18 protein-coding genes are annotated in these 18,592 nt (G+C 43.5%); 11 read left to right on the forward strand and 7 right to left on the reverse strand.

Annotation, left to right across the window (positions count from 1 at the left end; all coding sequences use genetic code 11):
• Positions 1-8: 8 nt before the first annotated feature.
• The 3 genes from MA_RS21150 to purL all read right to left on the reverse strand — a co-directional run bounded on the left by MA_RS21150 (position 9) and on the right by purL (position 4,917).
• Positions 9-1,199, reverse strand: coding sequence for a glycoside hydrolase family 57 protein (locus MA_RS21150; protein ID WP_011023945.1), 1,191 nt, complete (start codon positions 1,197-1,199; stop codon positions 9-11).
• Positions 1,196-2,305, reverse strand: coding sequence for a glycoside hydrolase family 57 protein (locus MA_RS21155; protein WP_226990904.1), 1,110 nt, complete (start codon positions 2,303-2,305; stop codon positions 1,196-1,198). Before MA_RS21155 ends, MA_RS21150 begins: the two co-directional genes overlap by 4 nt.
• A 464-nt stretch (positions 2,306-2,769) precedes the next feature.
• Positions 2,770-4,917, reverse strand: coding sequence for a phosphoribosylformylglycinamidine synthase subunit PurL (gene purL / locus MA_RS21165; RefSeq protein ID WP_011023948.1), 2,148 nt, complete (start codon positions 4,915-4,917; stop codon positions 2,770-2,772).
• 445 nt (positions 4,918-5,362) lie between these two features.
• On the opposite strand from purL, the gene MA_RS21170 reads away from it, so the two are divergent.
• Entirely contained in the window at positions 5,363-6,280 is a 918-nt protein-coding gene (locus MA_RS21170; RefSeq protein ID WP_011020628.1) for an IS481-like element ISMac4 family transposase, read from the forward strand.
• 182 nt (positions 6,281-6,462) lie between these two features.
• Here the strand turns inward: MA_RS21170 and MA_RS21175 are convergent, their stop codons facing one another.
• A complete protein-coding gene (locus MA_RS21175) occupies positions 6,463-6,702 on the reverse strand; it encodes a winged helix-turn-helix domain-containing protein (RefSeq protein ID WP_011023950.1) in 240 nt (79 codons plus the stop codon).
• Between the two features lie 544 nt (positions 6,703-7,246).
• On the opposite strand from MA_RS21175, the gene yciH reads away from it, so the two are divergent.
• The 4 genes from yciH (at position 7,247) to MA_RS21195 (ending at position 10,414) form a co-directional block, all read left to right on the forward strand.
• Entirely contained in the window at positions 7,247-7,555 is a 309-nt protein-coding gene (gene yciH, locus MA_RS21180; protein ID WP_011023951.1) for a stress response translation initiation inhibitor YciH, read from the forward strand.
• Between the two features lie 207 nt (positions 7,556-7,762).
• Complete coding sequence (locus tag MA_RS21185) at positions 7,763-8,128, forward strand: transcriptional regulator (protein ID WP_011023952.1); 366 nt, start codon at positions 7,763-7,765, stop codon at positions 8,126-8,128.
• Entirely contained in the window at positions 8,125-9,351 is a 1,227-nt protein-coding gene (locus MA_RS21190; protein ID WP_011023953.1) for an Nre family DNA repair protein, read from the forward strand. The genes MA_RS21185 and MA_RS21190 overlap by 4 nt, the downstream gene beginning before the upstream one ends.
• A 247-nt stretch (positions 9,352-9,598) precedes the next feature.
• The gene (locus MA_RS21195; protein WP_011023954.1) at positions 9,599-10,414 is read left to right on the forward strand and encodes an IS5 family transposase; all 816 of its coding nucleotides are present in this window, start codon (positions 9,599-9,601) and stop codon (positions 10,412-10,414) included.
• 220 nt (positions 10,415-10,634) lie between these two features.
• On the opposite strand, the gene purC is transcribed toward MA_RS21195, so the two are convergent.
• On the reverse strand, positions 10,635-11,348 hold the full coding sequence (gene purC / locus MA_RS21200; RefSeq protein ID WP_048065889.1) for a phosphoribosylaminoimidazolesuccinocarboxamide synthase: 714 nt from the start codon (positions 11,346-11,348) through the stop codon (positions 10,635-10,637).
• Positions 11,349-11,830: 482 nt separating this feature from the next.
• Between purC and MA_RS21205 the strand changes: the two genes are divergently transcribed.
• The 6 genes from MA_RS21205 (at position 11,831) to MA_RS21225 (ending at position 16,661) form a co-directional block, all read left to right on the forward strand.
• The gene (locus MA_RS21205) at positions 11,831-13,117 is read left to right on the forward strand and encodes an ATP-binding protein (RefSeq protein WP_011023956.1); all 1,287 of its coding nucleotides are present in this window, start codon (positions 11,831-11,833) and stop codon (positions 13,115-13,117) included.
• Complete coding sequence (locus tag MA_RS21210) at positions 13,114-13,854, forward strand: MBL fold metallo-hydrolase (RefSeq protein ID WP_011023957.1); 741 nt, start codon at positions 13,114-13,116, stop codon at positions 13,852-13,854. Before MA_RS21205 ends, MA_RS21210 begins: the two co-directional genes overlap by 4 nt.
• 193 nt (positions 13,855-14,047) lie before the next feature.
• Entirely contained in the window at positions 14,048-15,436 is a 1,389-nt protein-coding gene (locus tag MA_RS21215) for a deoxyribodipyrimidine photo-lyase (RefSeq protein ID WP_011023958.1), read from the forward strand.
• A gap of 297 nt (positions 15,437-15,733) precedes the next feature.
• The gene (locus tag MA_RS21220; RefSeq protein WP_048065890.1) at positions 15,734-16,060 is read left to right on the forward strand and encodes a hypothetical protein; all 327 of its coding nucleotides are present in this window, start codon (positions 15,734-15,736) and stop codon (positions 16,058-16,060) included.
• Between the two features lie 38 nt (positions 16,061-16,098).
• Entirely contained in the window at positions 16,099-16,272 is a 174-nt protein-coding gene (locus tag MA_RS27625) for a hypothetical protein (protein WP_157860369.1), read from the forward strand.
• Positions 16,273-16,427: 155 nt separating this feature from the next.
• A complete protein-coding gene (locus tag MA_RS21225) occupies positions 16,428-16,661 on the forward strand; it encodes a DUF378 domain-containing protein (protein ID WP_048065891.1) in 234 nt (77 codons plus the stop codon).
• Positions 16,662-16,952: 291 nt separating this feature from the next.
• Here MA_RS21225 and MA_RS21230 read toward each other — a convergent pair whose 3' ends face one another.
• Both MA_RS21230 and MA_RS21235 read right to left on the reverse strand, forming a co-directional pair.
• Complete coding sequence (locus MA_RS21230; protein WP_011023960.1) at positions 16,953-17,435, reverse strand: peroxiredoxin; 483 nt, start codon at positions 17,433-17,435, stop codon at positions 16,953-16,955.
• Between the two features lie 155 nt (positions 17,436-17,590).
• Positions 17,591-18,541, reverse strand: coding sequence for a hypothetical protein (locus tag MA_RS21235; RefSeq protein WP_226990679.1), 951 nt, complete (start codon positions 18,539-18,541; stop codon positions 17,591-17,593).
• Positions 18,542-18,592: the final 51 nt, after the last annotated feature.

An 18,592-nucleotide genomic window follows, 5' to 3' on the forward strand; every position in this document is an offset into this window, starting at 1 on the left:
TCATTAAGTCATTGCGTTAAGCTCCTGAATACACGAGCCTTGAAGTCCATGAGTACTGCCATAAAGTTTACTGCTGCCTCGAAGGGGGTTGAGTGGACGCTGAAATAAGAATGCACGTCTCCGTCCCCGAGCCACTTGGTGCACATATAGTAATAGTGGTCCGAAGTCAACAGATGCTTCCATATACGCAGGATTTCGGGGTCTCCTGTTTTTTTCACAAAAGGCTCAAGCAACTTTATTTCCTCAAAACAACGCCTTTGCATATCGTTTCCAAGCCAGGCGCTGGTATCGCGTTCCATATCAGCCCAGGAAATCGTGGAAAAGTCTCCGATATCGATCTCAGCTACAGGGGAATATTTTCGGGCAACCTCTGAAGGAGTGCTGAATTCCATGCCGTTTTTGAGGACTTCTTCAGGTAGTTTTTTCAGGAATTCAAAAATTCCGGTTTCTTCCCACTGGTGTTCTCCGAAAGTTTCGTAGTCCATAAAGATATTGATGCAATCCTCCTTAACCCCTGAAGCCCACAATGCCCATTTTTCCGCAGTGAGGGGATACCCTTCCCACCACCTTGCCGAGAACCGATAACCAATATCGTCACTCAGTTTGTAGTTCCTGAAGAGAATGGGAAGTCCCGAACCTTTTGCCCTGTAGGGCACGTTCGGAGACCTGCCATCAAGCATGTGGTCTGCGCCTTCCGTAAGGATCGCACTGTACCCAAGCTCGGAAGCGATTTTTGCTATGGAGTTATTATAAAGAAGTTCAGTGTTCCTGAAGACCTGAGGTTTGACTCCGAGGAGATCGGAAACAATTTTTCTGTGTTCCTTCACCTCTTCGATAAACTCGGTTTTGTCTTCAAAAAGGCTTGAAAGAGAGTGATAGAAGGTCTCGTCCAGAAACTCCACAGCCCCTGTTTCTGCGAGTTCGCGAAAACTTTCCAGCACCTCTTCTCCCCAGAGTTCGCATTGTTCAAGCAGTGTGCCGGTAATCGAAAGGGAAAATCTGAACTCTCCTTTATGCTCGTCAATGGAGTCCAGAAGAACTCTGTTTGCAGGGGTGTAGCATTTACGGGATACTCTTTCAAAGATCTCCTTGTTGCTTCTTTCATCGAAATAGCGGAAAAAGCCAGACCTGTCATCAGGCCAGAACCTGCGCAGCCTGAAAGGTTGATGCACCTGGAAATACATGCAAACAGAGGTCATACCCTTTCCTCCAGAACAGCTCTTCTTAAATCCGAGAGAATGGAATAGTAGTTTACAGCCCTTTCGTACCCTTCCCGAGTGTTTTCGGGACCCATTGAAAACAGGATTTCACTCTGCTGGAGGTGGCCAAAAACCTGCTTCAATTTCTGGTAGTTCGGTTTTTCTTTAATTTCAGCAAGTTCTTCCCCAATCCTTACCAGCTCCCTAAGATAAAGCTGCTGGGCATGGTTTCCGACAGCATTATGCATGCCATAACGGATGGTCTGTTCGCTTCCGAGAGTAGGAAGTTTCACAGGATTGAATCTGTTTACTGCTTCCGAAGGGGTAATCATTTCAATACCCCGGCTTTTAAGAGTTTCCGGAAAAGCCCTTATGAAATCGGCGATCATGCTCTTGTTCCTGTGGTGAAGGCAGAGGCTTGTATAATTTAAATAAAGAGTAAGGACATCCCCTTCTATGCCTTCAATCCAGTCTGCAAACTTATCCGGGATCAGAGGATAACCTTCCCAGCTTTTTTCCGAAAAACGCAGTTCAAGATCTTCACTGAGGTTTATGTGCCTTAAAAGGATAGGGAGTCCGTTTTCAAAAACTCGGACAGGATCGCATCCATCCATAATGTTTCTCGACCCTTCGGCAATAAGGCACCTGAAACCCATATCAGCAAGTATGCTTTCCACTCTTTCGGTATACAGAAGTTCAGTGTTCACAAAAGTCACGGGGTTTACTCCCAGCAGTTCCCTGAGCATCTCCCTGTAAACCATTACTTCCTCCCTGAACCAGGAGAGATCGGGGTAAAGGGCACTCAGGGAATGGTAACGACAGCTTCCCGTAAACTCTACCTTTTTACTCTCTGCAAGCTCCCTCATGGATTCCAGAAGCTCAGGGTCCCACCTGCATTGTTCAAGGAAAGGCCCTGAAAGGTCAAAGGCATAGCTCCCCCCACCTTCAATGGATTCCAGAAAAAAATCATTAAGGCGCAGAAGTTCCCGGCCTGTTTTCAAGAGCCTTGAAAAGATGTGGTTCCGATCAAAATACCGGTCCATTTCAGGCACTCCGGAAAAACCCTCTACGGGCCAGTACCACTTCGGACTGTAAGGCAAATGCACTCCCAAACACATGCACACGGCTTTCATAACAAAGTACTGTTGTGCGGAAACCTACTAAAAACTATTGTTTCATCCAGCCTTTTGCCTAATAACGAATTATTGACAATGCTCAAAGAAATCTGTTCCAGATTAATTAGGGATCCTGCTCCGGATCCCGGAAAAGGAATATCTCAGTTTTCTCTGCCTGCTCCGCAACGGATTGGACCCTGCCTACCAACCAGATAAAAAACAACTTACAAGCCAGGACCGCAATCAAGAGAGATAAGGAGATAATATACTGAATATGCCCCAAGGCTGAGAGAATATTTTCCTTAAGCCCGGAAAAACCACTCATTTCAGGCAAAAACCATCAAGTAGTCCTCTTGAACGAGCGCAGCGAGTGAAAAGGACACCGTCCTCCCGAGACGGAACTCGGGAGACGGAACTCGGGAGATGAAACTAGGGAAAGAAAAGGGATGAAGCGATCATCCCATCATGAATCGAGTGAGGCTGCCGTAAGCTTCTGCGATTTCTTTTAAGGAAACGGAAAGCTCGAAATTCTTTCCTTTGATTTCAAGGGTCTCACCGCCCACTTTACCGATTACTGCATGGGGCACGTCTTTAAGGATTTCCCGTACGGCTTCAGGCTCGGAGATTGCAAGCAGGGCCCTTGCGGGAGCTTCTGAAAACAGTAATTCGTCTGCCTGGGTTTCTCCTGCAAGTTCACTGAGGTCTACTTTTGCACCCATGCTCCTGCACATCCTTGCAAGCCCTGCCCCGATTCCTCCGAGGGAGAGGTCATGTGCAGAGCTCAGCTTTCCGCTTTTAACAGCTTCGATTATGGCTTTTATAAGCTCAGGGGCATTCTCCGGAACTGCGGGAACCATTCCGGCGTTTCCTGAATCCATGCAGGCATAGTATTCGGAGCCTCCCATTTCAGGAGTTGTCTCCCCTACAAGGATAATGCTATCTCCGTCTTTTGCAAAGAAGCCTGAAGGGAGAGGAATTTCGAGATCCACTTTCCCGATCATGCCTATCGATGGGGTGGGAGGGATTGCAGTCTTGAACTCATCGCTCTCGTTATAGAGAGAAACATTTCCTCCGACAACCGGGATTGAAAGCTTTCTGGCTTCATCTCCAAGCCCGAGAACGGCGTTTTCGAACTGCCAGTATGTTTCAGGGCGCTCCGGGTTTCCGAAGTTAAGGCAATTTACGATTGCCAGAGGTTCTGCCCCTTTTACTGCAAGATTCATGGAGTTTTCAATAATTGCAGTCTTTCCTCCGTTGTAGGGGTCAAGCAGGGTGGCTCTGGGCTGGCAGCCGCAGGTAAGTGCAATTCCTTTTGTACCGGTGATTCTTAGCACTCCGGAATCTTCTCCGGGCTTGACAACGGTTCTGAGCTGGACCTCATGGTCGTACTGCCTGTAGATCCATTCCTTTGAGGCAATGTTGTAGGAAGACAGGACTTTCAGGAAAGCCACTTTCAGGTCTTCCGGAGTTTCTGGTTTTTTGCCTTCCTCCCTCAGAGTGGGGGCTTCTGAGGGCTTTTCGCAGGTAGGGGCGCCTCCCGTCAGAAAAGCTATTGGAATATCGGCAACGATTTCCCCTCCGAACTCAACGGTATAGGTGGGCTCTTTCGTAAGGTATCCGACCACAGCCCCGTTCAGGTCATATTTCTGGACCAGGGCAAGGACTGCATCGACATCTTCAGGAGCTACTTCAAAAAGCATGCGTTCCTGAGACTCGGCAAGCAGGATTTCGTAGGCATTCATATTGGGTTCGCGCTGAGGGACCGCATCTGCAATAATGCGGGCTCCAAGGCCTCCTTTTGCAGCCAGTTCCGAGCTTGCTCCCCCAAGCCCTGCAGCCCCAAGGTCTTTGCAGGATTTCACATAGCCTTTTTCTATGGCTTCGAGGGTCATTTCCATGACAAGCTTTTCAGTGTAGGGGTCCCCGACCTGAACGCTCGGGCGGTCTTCGGCTTCAGCGGATTCGGACAGGTCTCTGGAAGCAAAGGAAGCGCCTCCTAATCCGTCTTTTCCGGTGCTTGAACCTGCAAGAATGAGCTTGTTTTCGGCTTTCTGGGAGCGGGAGGTGGTAACATTTTCTTCCTTACAGAGCCCGACTGCAACAACGTTTACCAGCGGGTTTCCGCTGTAACGGCGATCAAAAAAAGTCTCTCCGTTTACAACTGGCACTCCTATGCAATTCCCGTACCCTGCGATTCCTTTAATGATCTGTTCGAAAAGGAAAAGGTTTTTCGGGGTGTCCAGAGGCCCGAAATAGAGGGGGTCCATAAGAGCGATCGGACGGGCCCCCATAGATATGATGTCCCTCACGATTCCTCCAATTCCGGTAGCTGCCCCGTTGTAGGGGTCTACATATGAAGGGTGGTTGTGGCTTTCCATGCCTATGGCAAGCACATATCCGTCTTCGAATTTAATGATTGCAGCATCGTCTCCGGGACCGATCAGTACATTTTCGCCAGTGCTTGTGAAAGTTTTAAGGAGAGGGGCGCTCGAGCGGTATGAACAGTGTTCGCTCCACAGATTTAAAAAACAGCCCTGCTCTACCAGGGTAGGCTCTCTCCCAAGTTCTTTTCGAATAATCTTCAGATCTTCTTCAGGTAACATTGCCTTGCCTCTGATTCTTAAGCCTCATTTTGAATGCCGAAGCTCTAATTTCTTTTGTAACTTCCGTGAAATTTCAGGGTTTTTGATATAGCGATTTTTCAATATAACGATAATAGATTATGCGCACATAAAGGGACAGGGATTAGATAAATATTTCTTTAAGCCAGAGAAAAACATTTCTCCGGAACAAGCATCTGCAAACGCTTTGCCTGCAGATTTCCCGGATTTTCGGGAATAAAATCCGGAAAGAAGGTAAGAAGTGAGAAGAGATTTGAAAAAGAGAGAATGAATTAAAAAATATGAAAAAGATATCAGAAGAAAGAAGGGATTTGAGAAAAAGTCATCAGGAGAAAGAAAGAATTTAAGATATTCAGAATACGTATTCTGCTGTTTTATCCCGAAATTATTTCGCGCTAAATATGTCGGTTGTAATCCCTTATCTTTTGTGAAACTTAATGGAAAAAAGATACGTTGGATCATTGCTCAAAAATCGAAAGGTGAATCTACCTCGACGATAGCTGAGATCCAGGGGATCTCAGCCCGTCGAGTTCAGCAGATCTACAAAGAATACGTTGAAACTGGTCAGCTTCCTCAAGTTGGCATTAATCTTGGAAGACCAAAGAACCCCTTATCCTCCTCTGATCAGGAATTGATTGACCAAACTTACTCTGATTATAAGTTTGGAGCCTGTTACCTTGAGATTCTCATCGAAGGCAAATATAATCGTAAGATATCTCATAACAGAATCCATAACTACCTACTTAGCATGGACCTTGCCAAGGAAAACCGAAAAAAGAAACAGAGAAGAAAATGGTGTAGATACGAACGCGAACACAGCATGTCTGCTGCACACATCGATTGGCATGAGAATCCCCTGTTAGGACTGCAAGTCTGTGCCATTCTTGATGATTCATCAAGAATGATAATTGCAGGTGGAGAGTACGTTCATTGCAACACGGAGAACACCATTAAAGTGATTGATGAACTTGTCAAAGAGTACTGGGACATATACCCTTTAAGAGAGCTCATTATGGATCATGGAAGTGAATTCGGGGCTCACAGGATTAATAAGGATGGTTCATGGGATAGTGACTTTAAAAGATGCATTGAAGAACTTGGAATCAAACCAATACTTGCAAGGGTAAGACATCCTCAGACAAACGGAAAAATAGAGAAATGGTTCGATACATATCAAAGGTTTAGAGGAGAGTTTGAATCATTTGAAGAATTCGTACAGTGGTATAACAAGAGGCCACATGGAGCTTTGAAACTTGAACAGTTAGAATCGCCACAGGAAGCATTCTGGAATAGATTACCAGTTGAGGCAAAGTTCAGAATAGGAGTGAGATTGTTTGGGTGGTGAAAACATGGACAAGAGGAAAAAAGTTTCAAAGCGAAATTATTTCAGGACAAAACAGAATACGTATTCTGCAAAAACGGATATAAGGAAAAAGAGTGCAGAAAATCTGAAAAGTAACCGGCTACTAAAAAATGAAATTTGAAGCTGAAAAAGTAGAAGTTGAATATATAAATTTGACTTATAAATTAGATTTGCTGAACCATTTTTTCTACCTTAATTCCGGTTTCGGTCAGAAAGTAAACATCTTCTTTTTTTGTAATTAGCTCTTTTTCTTCCAGTTCCTCGAGAGTCTTTGCTATGGTAGGATATACTACCCGAAGAGTTTTAGAGATACGCTTTCCTTCCATTTCCCCTTTTGAGGAAAGCAGAGAGAGCACTTTTTGCCTTACGCTGTTTCCGTTCACAAAACCAACTAACTCGTTCATATGGTACCTCCCTATATATTTGATCTCCGGATATTATACAGATATATTTATATATATATTAAGTACATAAATATGTAACCATATAGGTTATATAAAAAGATGGGGTTCAAGCTATATTTAGCTTTTTACTGGCCGAAAAATGCTTTTTCCGGTAAAAACATAATTTTCGGGGTTTATTCTTCAGGGTACGAATCTGGTTTTCCGGCACTTTTGCTTCTTGAAGCTGCATGTACCCGGATATTCAGATTTTTTCGAATACAAGCTCCATTTTTTATTCAAGCCTGTTAATCCTATTGGTTCAAAACTGAGAGATCCCCCTCTTTAAAGTCATTTACTAAAAAGAAAAAAGAAAAAAAATACAAAGTCCTGGTTGGCCTTTTAGATTGCTGAGAATTTCAGTATATAACTGAAATTCAGTATAAAGTGCCTTAAAAATACCATTAGGCTTTAATACCATCATTGATAAGTACTTTATATCTAGTTAGTTATTTTCGGATGTAAATTACATATACAATGATTACAAATTTGGAGGACATACTAACAAATGAGCAGCGGAATGTGCCCGGTATGCGGGCTTCCAAAAGAACTTTGCATTTGCGAAGAGGTTGCAAAAGAGCAACAGAGAATTACTGTGAAAGTAAACAGAAGGAGATATGGAAAAGAAGTCACTGTTGTAGAAGGTTTCGATGCAAGTGAAATCGACCTTCATGAACTTTCCACATATCTTAAATCAAAATTTGCATGCGGCGGTACAGTAAAAGGAAACACTGTCGAACTTCAGGGCAACCACCTGGCCCGCATGAAAGAAGTCCTCATGGAAAAGGGTTTCTCTGCTGAACAAATTAAAAATTAAACTCTGAATCCGTCCCCCAACGGAAAAAATAGCCTGAGAACAGGATTATCAGCCTATAAATTAAGATTCGGAGTTGTACGTATCTTTTTGACAGTTTTTCGATAGCATGCATTTTCTTCCAGATATATGGCCGGAACATGAGGTCCTGCTCGGAAATCGTACAAAAAGTGCGTTATATATATTTATCCTTGCAAGTGTTGGTCTCCAATGAAAACAACATGTGAAATAATGGTACAGAAAGTCTTGCCTGCAATCAGAGCTGAGCTTTCAAGGGTGATGATTTTTGAGCATGGATGCACCCAGCAGGATGTGGCGGATATCCTTGAGCTTTCAAGAGCTGCAGTATCCCAGTATGTGAGTGAAAAACGCGGAGCTGAAGTTGATTTCTCAGAGGAGACACAGAATGAAATCCGAAAATTTGCAGCCGTACTCTTAAACGGCGGTTTATCCTCTCAGGAAAAAGTAAAGGGGATGTGCAGTATTTGCTGTTTTGTCCAGAAGTCCGGCTGGCTATACAAAAATGAGCCTGAAGCTAAAGCCTGCATCATCTGTAAGGATATGAACGAAAAGTGAAAGACTCACTATGTATAAAATGCAAGGGAAAAGGACTTTGCGGGCGCCCCCGCTGCCCGATTCTTGAGAAGTTCAGGTCCCTGCAATCAATATCTCCTGCAATCTCAGGAGATTCCGTATTTGGGGCTTCCCCCCCAGCTCTTTTTGTAGGAAGCTACGGTTACCCTAGGGTTTCGGCAGGCCCCCTTATCCCTCCTTTAGCAAGGGAAAACGAAGCTTTGCTTTTGGAAGACCCTTCAGCCTGGGGAAACATGAAGATAGAAGACGTCATTTCCATGCGTTCCCGTATGGTCAGGGCAAACACGAACCTTCATGTAAAAGATGCACGGGGAAAAGAAAATCCCCTTCTTGTAAAAGCCCAGGAACTGGCGCTTTCTAAAAAGCCAGTGGATACTGAAGCCTGGTTTTTTAAAGCTCCCAAACAGGAACTCAAGTTCGATGCAGTCCTGACGCCTATGGGCCCTTCCGGGCTTGTGAAAAACTTTGAGCTGGCCGAAAACCCGGATGTCCCGAAAAAGGTGGATTATCTGGTATATGATACCGATGCTCTTGCAAAGGATGCTGTTACCGAACTTTTAAAAAGCGACGTTTCCACGGAACATATCACCCGCCTTTTCTCCATAGGCCTGCTCGGGAAAGAGCGTAAAATAGTGCCTACCCGCTGGTCTATCACAGCTGTGGACGATATGGCCGGAAAGGAACTTGCAGACCGCATAAGAGATTTCCCCTGGGTTTCTGATATCAAGCTTTTCAGCGGGACACATTTCGGAAACCATTTTGAAGTCCTCATCCTTCCAAGGGCTTATTCCTTTGAACTCATCGAAATCTGGCTTCCAAAAACTGTCTGGTCCGGGGAATCAAGCTGGATAGGAGAGGACAGCGAAGGGCTTGACGGAAAGAAAGGGTACTCCCCTCTGGCAGGGGGCTATTATGCAGCAAGGCTTCCCGTACTTGAGTACCTGACAGAAATCAAAAGGCAGGCCTCGGTCTTTGTGCTGAGGGAAATTACTCCCGATTACTGGGCTCCTCTCGGAGTCTGGGTGGTCAGGGAGGGCATGAGAAATGCACTTCAAAATCCTCCCAGAACCTTCGAATCCCTGGAAGCAGCAGTTTCAGACCTTGCAGGCAGGGTGAAAACTCCAAAAATAGAATGGATTCAGCAGGCAAAGATGCTTTCAGATTTCCGTTTCCAGAAAACGCTCGATTTCTTTTTTAAGAAATAATTATAAATCCGTTGCACAACTGCATTTTGAACACATTAAATACATATTGTCAACTCACTCGTGTTGATCTTTACTCTAAAACCATAAATGTGAGGAGACCTTTGAAATCTTTGAATTAAAGAGCTTTATTCTTAATAGTAATTACACGGTGTTCAGGAGAGCGAAAAGAGCTCTCCTGAAAAACTCGAACTCGTCTTAGAGCCTATCCGAAAAGTATTTTGCTTACGATTTAGGGTAATGTTTTGTAGTGACAGAACGAAAAACGGGACACGACTACGAGATCTCTTATGAATTGTGGACTAAAATAAAAGCTTTGCTGCCATTGCCCAAACCTAAAAAGAAGGCTGGAAGACCGCGAGAGGATGATCGGAAAATAATGAATGGCATTTTTTACCTCCTTCGTACAGGTTGCCAATGGAAAGCGTTGCCAAGATTTTATGGAGTGCCAGGTACTGTCCATGATCGATTTCAGGAATGGCAAAGATCAGGCTTATTTGAGAAAATATGGCAATTAGGTCTGATGGATTATGATGATGAAGAAGGGCTAGAGTGGGAGTGGCAAGCTATTGATGGAGCTATGACAAAAGCACCATTAGGTGGAGCTGGAACAGGAGCAAATCCTACTGATCGTGGCAAAATAGGTACAAAAAGAAGTCTGTTAACAGACGGTAAAGGCATACCGCTTTCTGTTGTCGTGGATGGAGCCAATCGTCACGATAAAATGCTTGTGAAAGGAACGATTGATGCCATTATTATTGAAAGACCTTCGCATAAAGTAACTCAGAATATCCGCATGGATAAAGGATATGATTTTCCTGATATCAGACAATTGGTTGATGATTACGGATATACTGCCCATATCAGGAAACGTGGAGAAGAAAACATAAGAATAGATATACCAGGTTACAGGGCAAGAAGGTGGGTTGTGGAAAGGACACATTCTTGGCTGAATAGATTCAGAAGGATGCTAATTAAATGGGAAAAGAAGATTGAGAATTATCTCGCAATGCTACATTTAGCATGCGCATGGATAACTTTCAGAGCAGCAGGACTTTTCGAATAGGCTCTTATTTAATTTCAGCCTCTTGAAGCTGGCTTAAATAGATATTCTACAGCGCCTGATTACTAAAAGCGAACATGAAATTCTTTGAACAAAAAGCAGAAAAAATGAAAGTGCTTTAGAACACTTTTATGCTGAAATTAGTAAAAAAGTATTAAAAGCCTTAATCAGGCTGTTCAAGCTTCCATAATAGACCTGATCAAGCTCAATATTTGATCATATATTATTCAAAGATCTCGGGCACGATGCGCCGGGCAACTTCTTCATAAGCTTTGGAAATGTCACCCTTATCAAACCTGAAGACGTCCTTATCCATGGACTGCCCGGTTTTCTTGTCCCAGAAGCGGCAGGTGTCACAGGAAATCTCATCGGAAAGGATTATTTCCCCGTCCCTTCTTCCGAACTCAAGCTTGAAGTCGGGAAGCAGGATTCCTTTTTCATCAAGGTAGGGCACAAGCAGCTCGTTGATCCTGAGCGCAAGTTTCCGAAGGGTAGCAAGTTCTTCGCGGGTTGCAATACCAAGCGCAACCGCGATGTCGTCATTCAGCATGGGGTCTCCGTACTCATCGCTTTTGAAATCGAAGACGAGAACCGGGGACTCGAAAATAGTACCTTCTTTCATCGGGTATTTTTTTGTAATGGAGCCCGCGGCAATGTTTCTGACGATGACCTCGATCTTTATGATTTCAACTTTCTTTACAAGCATTTCAATGTCAGAAAGCATGCTGACAAAATGTGTTTTTATCCCGCTGGCTTCCAGCATCTCAAATATCTTTTTCGAGATCTGGGCATTGTAGTAACCCTTCTTTTCCATCTCGCCTTTCTTCTCCCCGTTGAACGCGGTCAGACTGTTTCGGAATTCGGCGATTAAGGTGTCGGGATTATCTGTAGCATAGATGGTCTTTGCTTTCCCTGAATAGAGCTGTTCTCTTTTCATGCAGTAGTCCTCTCTAGGGATAATTCTGGATTTCCTTAGATAGAGAGATTTTCCGGAAATATTATCCCGGAACAATAGTAAATTTAATATATGAGTTCTCTAATAACGCCTTGGCATTTCAGAAGCGGATATGGAATATGTACCGGAACTGGATTGCTTTATGGGAATGATCGAATCACTTCCCGAAGATACTCCCTGAAACTCGAGATGCTTGCAGATTTGTAGAGATGTATTCTGAAATTATACTCTCGATTTCATGAAGAGACGGAGTAAATGATAAAGCCTTTCTAATAGATAAAGTTATCACCTCCTGTCGGCGTTCTGTCCCTCAACAAGATCTGTCGCCTGCTTCGTAAATTATATCTTTGAAGAAAATCAATTAATATTTTTAGCAACTTAAACAAAGAATTAAGGAAATTACAGGACTTGACCACCCACCACATACTAATGGGTCCATCTCAATACGTAACGGGTAAAAAAACATGTCAGGGATTATACTAGACATAGTAGAGCTGCTTTTGACCGCAGAGATCTATAACCGCTATCCAGAACTGGACGTGAACGACCTTCCCAAGAACATTCGGAAAAGTTACTGGAGCAGCACAGAAAAAACGGTTCCCAAACCCATAATAGCTTCATTTGTCAGGCTCGAAAAACTGTATGGGATTAAAGATATCGAAAAAAGTGTAAGGAATGTACCTTTCATAACCATTGATAGGGCTCACTTTGAACTTCGTCTGAGTGCATTTGAACTTGCTGCAGAATGGTTTGAAAAACAGGAAGGCTACCAGGAGAGAATTGAAAACAATCCTGTCCTTGCTTATTATTTCGGAGAAATCAGAAAGGTTGAGGCTGCAAACTATGCAGCCGCAAAAGCGAAGATCAGGCCGAAGGAAGTCGACAGGGAATGGATAGAATCCCTGATAGCTGAAATCAGGAAAGAGGACAAGAGCGAAGAAATGCTCAAGCTCGTTGTCATTATCGCTCCTGAAGATGTCAAACAGAAAGTCAGGGACCTTGTGCTCACCGAAGAGCAGCAGGACGAAATTGAAAAAATAATGAAAGCCATCCAGCACAGGGAATACCTGTGGGAAATCGGGTTGCACGATATAGGAAAACTCCTGTTTGTAGGACCTCCGGGCACCGGAAAAACCTCAGTTGCCCGTGCCCTTTCCGAACAGCTCTCCATACCCTTTGTAGAGGTCAAGCTCTCAATGATTACGGACCAGTACCTCGGCGAGACCGCAAAAAACATAGACCGGGTTTTCCTGCTTGCCAAAAAACTGAATCCCTGTATTCTTTTCATAGATGAACTGGACTTTGTTGCAAAAGCCAGGACTTCAGACGAAAACGCCGCAATCAAGAGGGCGGTCAATACGCTCCTGAAAGCTATAGACGAAATCAGCCTTGTAGAGCACGGAGTCCTTCTGATTGCTGCAACAAACCACCCCAGGATGCTTGACAGTGCGGCATGGAGGCGTTTTGACGAAATTGTTCATTTCCCCCTGCCTGACCTTGAGATGCGTAAAAATATCCTGGACATTGTGACCCGACATATAGAGGGAGACCTTGATACGAAAGAGATTGCGGAATTGACAGAAGGTTATTCGGGTTCCGACCTGCGCATGGTTATCAGGGAAGCTGTCCTGAGCGCTCTTCTGGAAGAACGCAAGATACTCACCCAGCAGGACCTGCTGGAAGCCGTAAAGTCTTTTGATGAAAGAGCAGACCTCAAATCCGACGAATACAGAGGGAAGAATTCTTCATGAGGCTAACGCTGCTCGGGACCGGGGACGCTGTTGGGACTCCGAAAATTGGCTGCAACTGCCCGGCATGTGCAGACGCCCGTAAAGGCGGAAAGAGCCAGCGTCTTCGTTTTTCGATCCTCGTGGAATCCGATCAGGGCAAAATTCTCATTGATACCAGTCCGGACCTCAGGCAGCAGTTCCTCAGGCAAAGACTTTCGGGTATAGACGGGGTGATCTGGACACATGGGCATTACGACCACTACGCAGGCTTCGGGGAGTTTTATAGGGTTCAGAATAAAGTTGACGTCTATGGAATTCAAGAAACCCTGGACTACATAGATCGGTATGTTTCTTTCCTGAAACCCAGGTACCACTATGTAAAACTCTATGAGCCATTCGACTTAATCGGCCTTGAGTTCACTCTTTTTAAGGTTTCCCACCCTCCGGTAGAAAACCCTGCCGGCGTTGTTATCCGTGAGGGGGGTACAAAGGTTGTGATCACCGGGGATACGAACCCGGATATTCCTGAAAAAAGCCTGGAATTGATGAAAGACCCGGATCTTCTTATCGCAGATGCAATAGTTCCTCCGCACATCCATATTAAAAAGCATATGAATTCGGAAGAGGCTATGGCTCTTGCTCAAAAGCTCGACGCAAAAAAAGTAGTCTTGACCCACCTCAGTCACCTCTTCCGCCCGCACCACATCGAATCGATGTTTTTGCCCCTGGGGTATGACGGGCAGGTCTTTGAGTTTTAATCTATTTGAATCTGATTTTCAATCTTTTTGGAACTGAATTTTAGTCACAACAAGACAGTTTTAAACTTATTGAGTTGTTTCACTCATTGAGGCGCTGTCTACTTATAACAAAACAGAACCTCTTTCCGGGCATAATTTCCATTTTCATTATTCTAATGTTAGTTCTATATATCCCGGAACTCCAAAACTGCTTATGAACCCTAAACGCATCCGGACTCTAAAACCAGGGAAATCAGGGGACGGGTCTGTTGCTTACTGGATGAGCCGCGACCAGAGGGTTGAGGACAACTGGGCCCTGCTCTTTGCGCAGGTAATAGCACAGGAGGCGAACGTCCCTGTTGTTGTGGTTTTTTGTCTGATTGAAGGGTTTCTGGGAGCTGGGAGAAGACATTATGAATTCATGCTCAAAGGGCTGCAGGAACTTGAGGAAGCCCTTTCCCGGAAAAAGATTCCCTTCTACTTTTTGCGAGGAGACCCGGGACAAAAAATTCCTGAATTTGTGAAAGAGTATGAGGTAGGGACTCTTATTACTGATTTCAGCCCTCTTCGCATAAAGGCTGAATGGGTAGGAAAAATTATTTCTGCAATAGAAATTCCGTTTTTTGAGGTTGATGCCCACAATGTAGTGCCCTGCTGGGAAGCTTCTCCAAAACAGGAGTATGCTGCACATACTTTTCGCCCGAAACTCTATGGACACCTCTCCGAGTTTCTTGAAGAATTTCCGGAACTTGAGCCGAACTCCGAATCTTTGAAAATTCGATCAGGCACCGGTATGCCGGGAATTTTATTCAGGACACGAGAAACCGAAATCAAGGCCCTGTTTCCGGAGGAAATCTCCGACGAAAATAAGGATTTGCTCTTTGAGCCCGAGCATTTCGAACCCGGAGAAAAAGCTGCAAGGAAGGAAATGGAGAGTTTTCTTGCAGCGAGGCTTGATTCTTATAACACGTTACGGAACGACCCGACAAAGAATGCACTCTCAAACCTCTCCCCTTACCTTCATTTTGGGCAGATCTCGGCGCAGAGGGTCGTGCTTGAGGTGGAAAAAGCAAAAAGTGACCCCGAATCAAAGAAAGCTTTCCTGGACGAGATCCTTGTATGGAAGGAGATTGCAGACAACTTCTGTTATTACAACCCTGGGTATGACAGCTTTGAGAGTTTTCCCGACTGGGCAAAGAAGTCCCTGAATGCACACCGGAATGATCGGAGAAAGTATATTTATACATTTGAGGAATTCGAGGCCGGAAAGACGCATGATCCCCTCTGGAATGCAAGCCAGATTGAATTGCTCCGTACCGGGAAGATGCACAGCTATATGCGGATGTACTGGGCAAAAAAGATTCTTGAATGGAGCGAATCTCCCGAAAAAGCCCTTGAAGTTGCAATCTGCCTGAACGACAGATATGAGCTGGACGGAAGGGATCCCAATGGTTATGCCGGAATTGCCTGGAGTATCGGAGGCCTTCATGACCGGGCCTGGAGGGAAAGAGAAGTAACAGGAAAAATCCGATATATGAGTTACGAGGGCTGCAAAAGGAAATTCAACGTCAAATTATATATTGCAAAATATTCAGCTCTGTAGAAACCCTCAATTTTATCCAGATGAATTCTACCATTTTTTCGTATATATTGTATACCAAAATTTTGACTTTTATCGATATGTATGCAGGCTTATTAAGGTTTAAATTAGGGTTTGTCTCAGATAATAGAACTGCTTCACATGCTACCGGAAATATGACTTAAAACAAACCTATTTCTTTACAGAGACTGCCCTTTAAACCTAACAATCAGCGGGTAAACAGAATTCGCATAAAAGCATTAAATTAATATTTATCTTAATGTTTTTATTTTATCAAAGGATTTTATACGGTGTACAATAATGAATCAGAATTACTTTTCCTTGGATAATTACTATAAGTATTTCATAGGTCTTGACGGCATTATACTTCCTTTCTTAATAATAAAGAGTTATCCAGCGGTTGTTAATTTAGCAACAAAAGCTAGTTTTCTTATTATGTTAGTAGGAGCATTTTGTGTGTTAATTGATAACTGGAATCGAAAGTCAATAGCTTACAGATTATACGTTGAGCTATATGAAAATGAATATCAAGCAAATTCTGACTATAAAGCTGGTAAAGTATTTGTAAACTTAATTTTTTATGTAATTTCTATATATTTAGTATCCGGTGTGTTTGATGCTCTCTGACACTCGCCCGTAGGCTTTCGTGAAGGGATTATTCTTTCATGAAAGATTATTTACCCTGGGCGGGAGGTGAAAAAACCGCCCACCAGATTCGACGAGAGGACAGGCATATAATTAATTATTTTTTAACAAAGTATTTAAAATCCAAAGCTGCTTTTTATAATATCCGGTTAGAAAAGGGCCCTAAAAATAAAAAAATCCCTGTTCCAAAATAACTATTATGATTTTATTTTTTATTTTCTTCTCTAAAAGGCTCCAATTTTAAAATTAGTCACATATAAATACAGGTACATCCAATTTTAATATTGGGATTTTTATATTTTTCCCATCGTGGAATAACAGGAAATAAAGTAAAAGGGGAGTGATACTTATGGCAGTAAGGAATCCAGTAGACTTGATCGCCCTTATACTTGTTATAGTGGGCGGATTAAACTGGGGGCTTGTAGGACTCTTTGAATATAACCTTGTAGATGCTATTTTCGGGGTAGGAAGTACTCTTTCGAGAATTATCTACATACTTGTTGGGCTTGCAGCGCTTTATATGATCTATTTCACTGTAAGAGCCGAAACGTATCAGACTCATGAGACCGCAGTACGTCACTAAGTAAAAAAGATTGGAAAAGCTCCTTTCCAGTATAATACTGTGAAAGGGCCCTAACCAGCTATAATTATTTTAAAAGGCTGGATGATATAAAAGTAAGATAATGTTATTTTTTCTTCTTAAAAATTCTATTCTTATTTCTTTTATCTTTATTTTTAATCTAATTTTTCGATTAGAACTAAATCTCAGGTTTTTACCACGTATTAACAAATTTTGATGCATGTAATTTTACTGATATTTACTTTTTTGATGCATGTAATTTTACTGATATTTACTTTATAACTTATTCCTATTTCATGTCTCTTTTAATTTTTGTAGTTCAGAAAGCACCTTTTCGGCATGTCCTGAGGCTTTAACATTGTCCCAGACCTTTAAAATTATCCCTTCGGGGTTGATAAGGAAAGTTGTCCGAACAGCGCTTATAACATCCTTGCCCCTGAAGTGTTTGGGGTGCAGGACATCATATTTTCCGTGGACTTCCGCATGTTCGTCAGAAAGCAGTTTTATTTTGAGTTCTTTTTTTTCTATAAATTTCCTGTGAGATTCCTCACTATCCCTGCTGACCCCCAGAATAACCGCATTTTCAGCTTCGAAATCTTTTTTCAGGCAGCTGAAATTTTTGGCTTCCAGACTGCAGCCCGGAGTGTTGTCCCTAGGATAAAAGTACAGGACTACCCATTTACCTCTGAGTTTTTCAAGACAGGTCCGATTCCCTTCCTGATCCGGAAGGCAAAAATCAGGTGCAGGTTGCCCTGATTCCAGTGATGTTTTTGCCATATTTTTTCCCCCTGATAAGCCGGTGCCGCTTATATGCGGTTACTGAATAAATTTTTAAAAATTATGGAACCTAATCTGATCCACAGGTTATATTTTCTACGTATTATTATTCGTACTTTGGTTATATTATAGCTTTTGTTGCCTCTGCCCTCATTTCAGCTTTTTCTCCTCCAGGGCAGAACTGCCGCTTCAAACGCCAGAACAGGCCCTATAAACCAGCCGGCCCAGAGTAAAAGCCCTGCAAGCCCAAGCCCGAAAAAGTAAAACTGTTTTCGGGTCGACTTTATACCGTACTTTTCATCTTTCAGACTAAGAATAAGGGCTGTAAGCCCAAGCCAAATACTGGCAAGAGCCAGAAAGACCGTAATGATTACTTCGGGAGAATACGAGCTCCTGCTCAGTGAAAAAAACATCTGGAATATGAAGGATAAGCCTGTGCCCAGAAAGAAAAGTCCTGCAAATATTCCTGCCCAACGTGCCGGATTAAACCCGGCTGCAGCTTCTTTTTTAAGTAAAATTACCAGAATCCCTGCCGCAAGCGTTAATCCCAGTGGAAAGAAAATAAAAGGCAGGCTCTGTCCTTCCCAGAGGTAAGTCTTGATCTGGGTTAGAGGAATTAACAACCACTCGAGAAGGGAAAAATGTTCTTTGTATCCCAGAATAACCCCATAATTGCTTCCCTCCTTGATGGAACTCACTGCTACATAGTATGTGCCGCTTTCCGGGGCCTGAAGGTCTGCCCGGGCAAGGGAGTAGAAGGCAGCTGGAGTAAAACCTTCGTATGTTGCGCTTTCAGGCATCTCTCCCGAAAAGACCTTCCCCCCGTATCCTTCAGGCAATTCTAAGGTCTCCGGTACTTCTCCTTCCTCCGCAAGCCCGGGACCCATAAAGATCAGAACCGGAGTAAAAGTCCGGCTTTCCTCCACAGCAGGGACAATCAGTCCAATTACTATCCTTTCTCCTTCTTCTACCTCAAAACTGTAGTACTGAAGGTTTCCTTCTGAAAGCTGCCCGTAAAGGACTCTGGACTTGGCAGGGTTTTCGATTCGAGTTGCGGTTTCAGGGCTTTTGCCTCCCTCTCCAAAGGTAGGAACATGAGCAAACACAGGTATCAGAAAAAAACATATTAGTGCCACTAGAACAAATAATAGGGCAGA

It is taken from the genome of Methanosarcina acetivorans C2A (genome assembly GCF_000007345.1).
GTDB lineage: Archaea > Halobacteriota > Methanosarcinia > Methanosarcinales > Methanosarcinaceae > Methanosarcina > Methanosarcina acetivorans.

Bases quoted from the DNA above. Each gene is read 5' to 3' on its own strand.
- MA_RS21150 (WP_011023945.1), bottom strand. From the start codon at position 1,199: ATGACCTCTGTTTGCATGTATTTCCAGGTGCATCAACCTTTCAGGCTG.
- purL (WP_011023948.1), bottom strand. From the start codon at position 4,917: ATGTTACCTGAAGAAGATCTGAAGATTATTCGAAAAGAACTTGGGAGA.
- MA_RS21175 (WP_011023950.1), bottom strand. From the start codon at position 6,702: ATGAACGAGTTAGTTGGTTTTGTGAACGGAAACAGCGTAAGGCAAAAA.
- yciH (WP_011023951.1), top strand. From the start codon at position 7,247: ATGAGCAGCGGAATGTGCCCGGTATGCGGGCTTCCAAAAGAACTTTGC.
- MA_RS21185 (WP_011023952.1), top strand. From the start codon at position 7,763: ATGAAAACAACATGTGAAATAATGGTACAGAAAGTCTTGCCTGCAATC.
- purC (WP_048065889.1), bottom strand. From the start codon at position 11,348: ATGAAAAGAGAACAGCTCTATTCAGGGAAAGCAAAGACCATCTATGCT.
- MA_RS21205 (WP_011023956.1), top strand. From the start codon at position 11,831: ATGTCAGGGATTATACTAGACATAGTAGAGCTGCTTTTGACCGCAGAG.
- MA_RS21210 (WP_011023957.1), top strand. From the start codon at position 13,114: ATGAGGCTAACGCTGCTCGGGACCGGGGACGCTGTTGGGACTCCGAAA.
- MA_RS21215 (WP_011023958.1), top strand. From the start codon at position 14,048: ATGAACCCTAAACGCATCCGGACTCTAAAACCAGGGAAATCAGGGGAC.
- MA_RS21220 (WP_048065890.1), top strand. From the start codon at position 15,734: ATGAATCAGAATTACTTTTCCTTGGATAATTACTATAAGTATTTCATA.
- MA_RS27625 (WP_157860369.1), top strand. From the start codon at position 16,099: ATGAAAGATTATTTACCCTGGGCGGGAGGTGAAAAAACCGCCCACCAG.
- MA_RS21225 (WP_048065891.1), top strand. From the start codon at position 16,428: ATGGCAGTAAGGAATCCAGTAGACTTGATCGCCCTTATACTTGTTATA.
- MA_RS21230 (WP_011023960.1), bottom strand. From the start codon at position 17,435: ATGGCAAAAACATCACTGGAATCAGGGCAACCTGCACCTGATTTTTGC.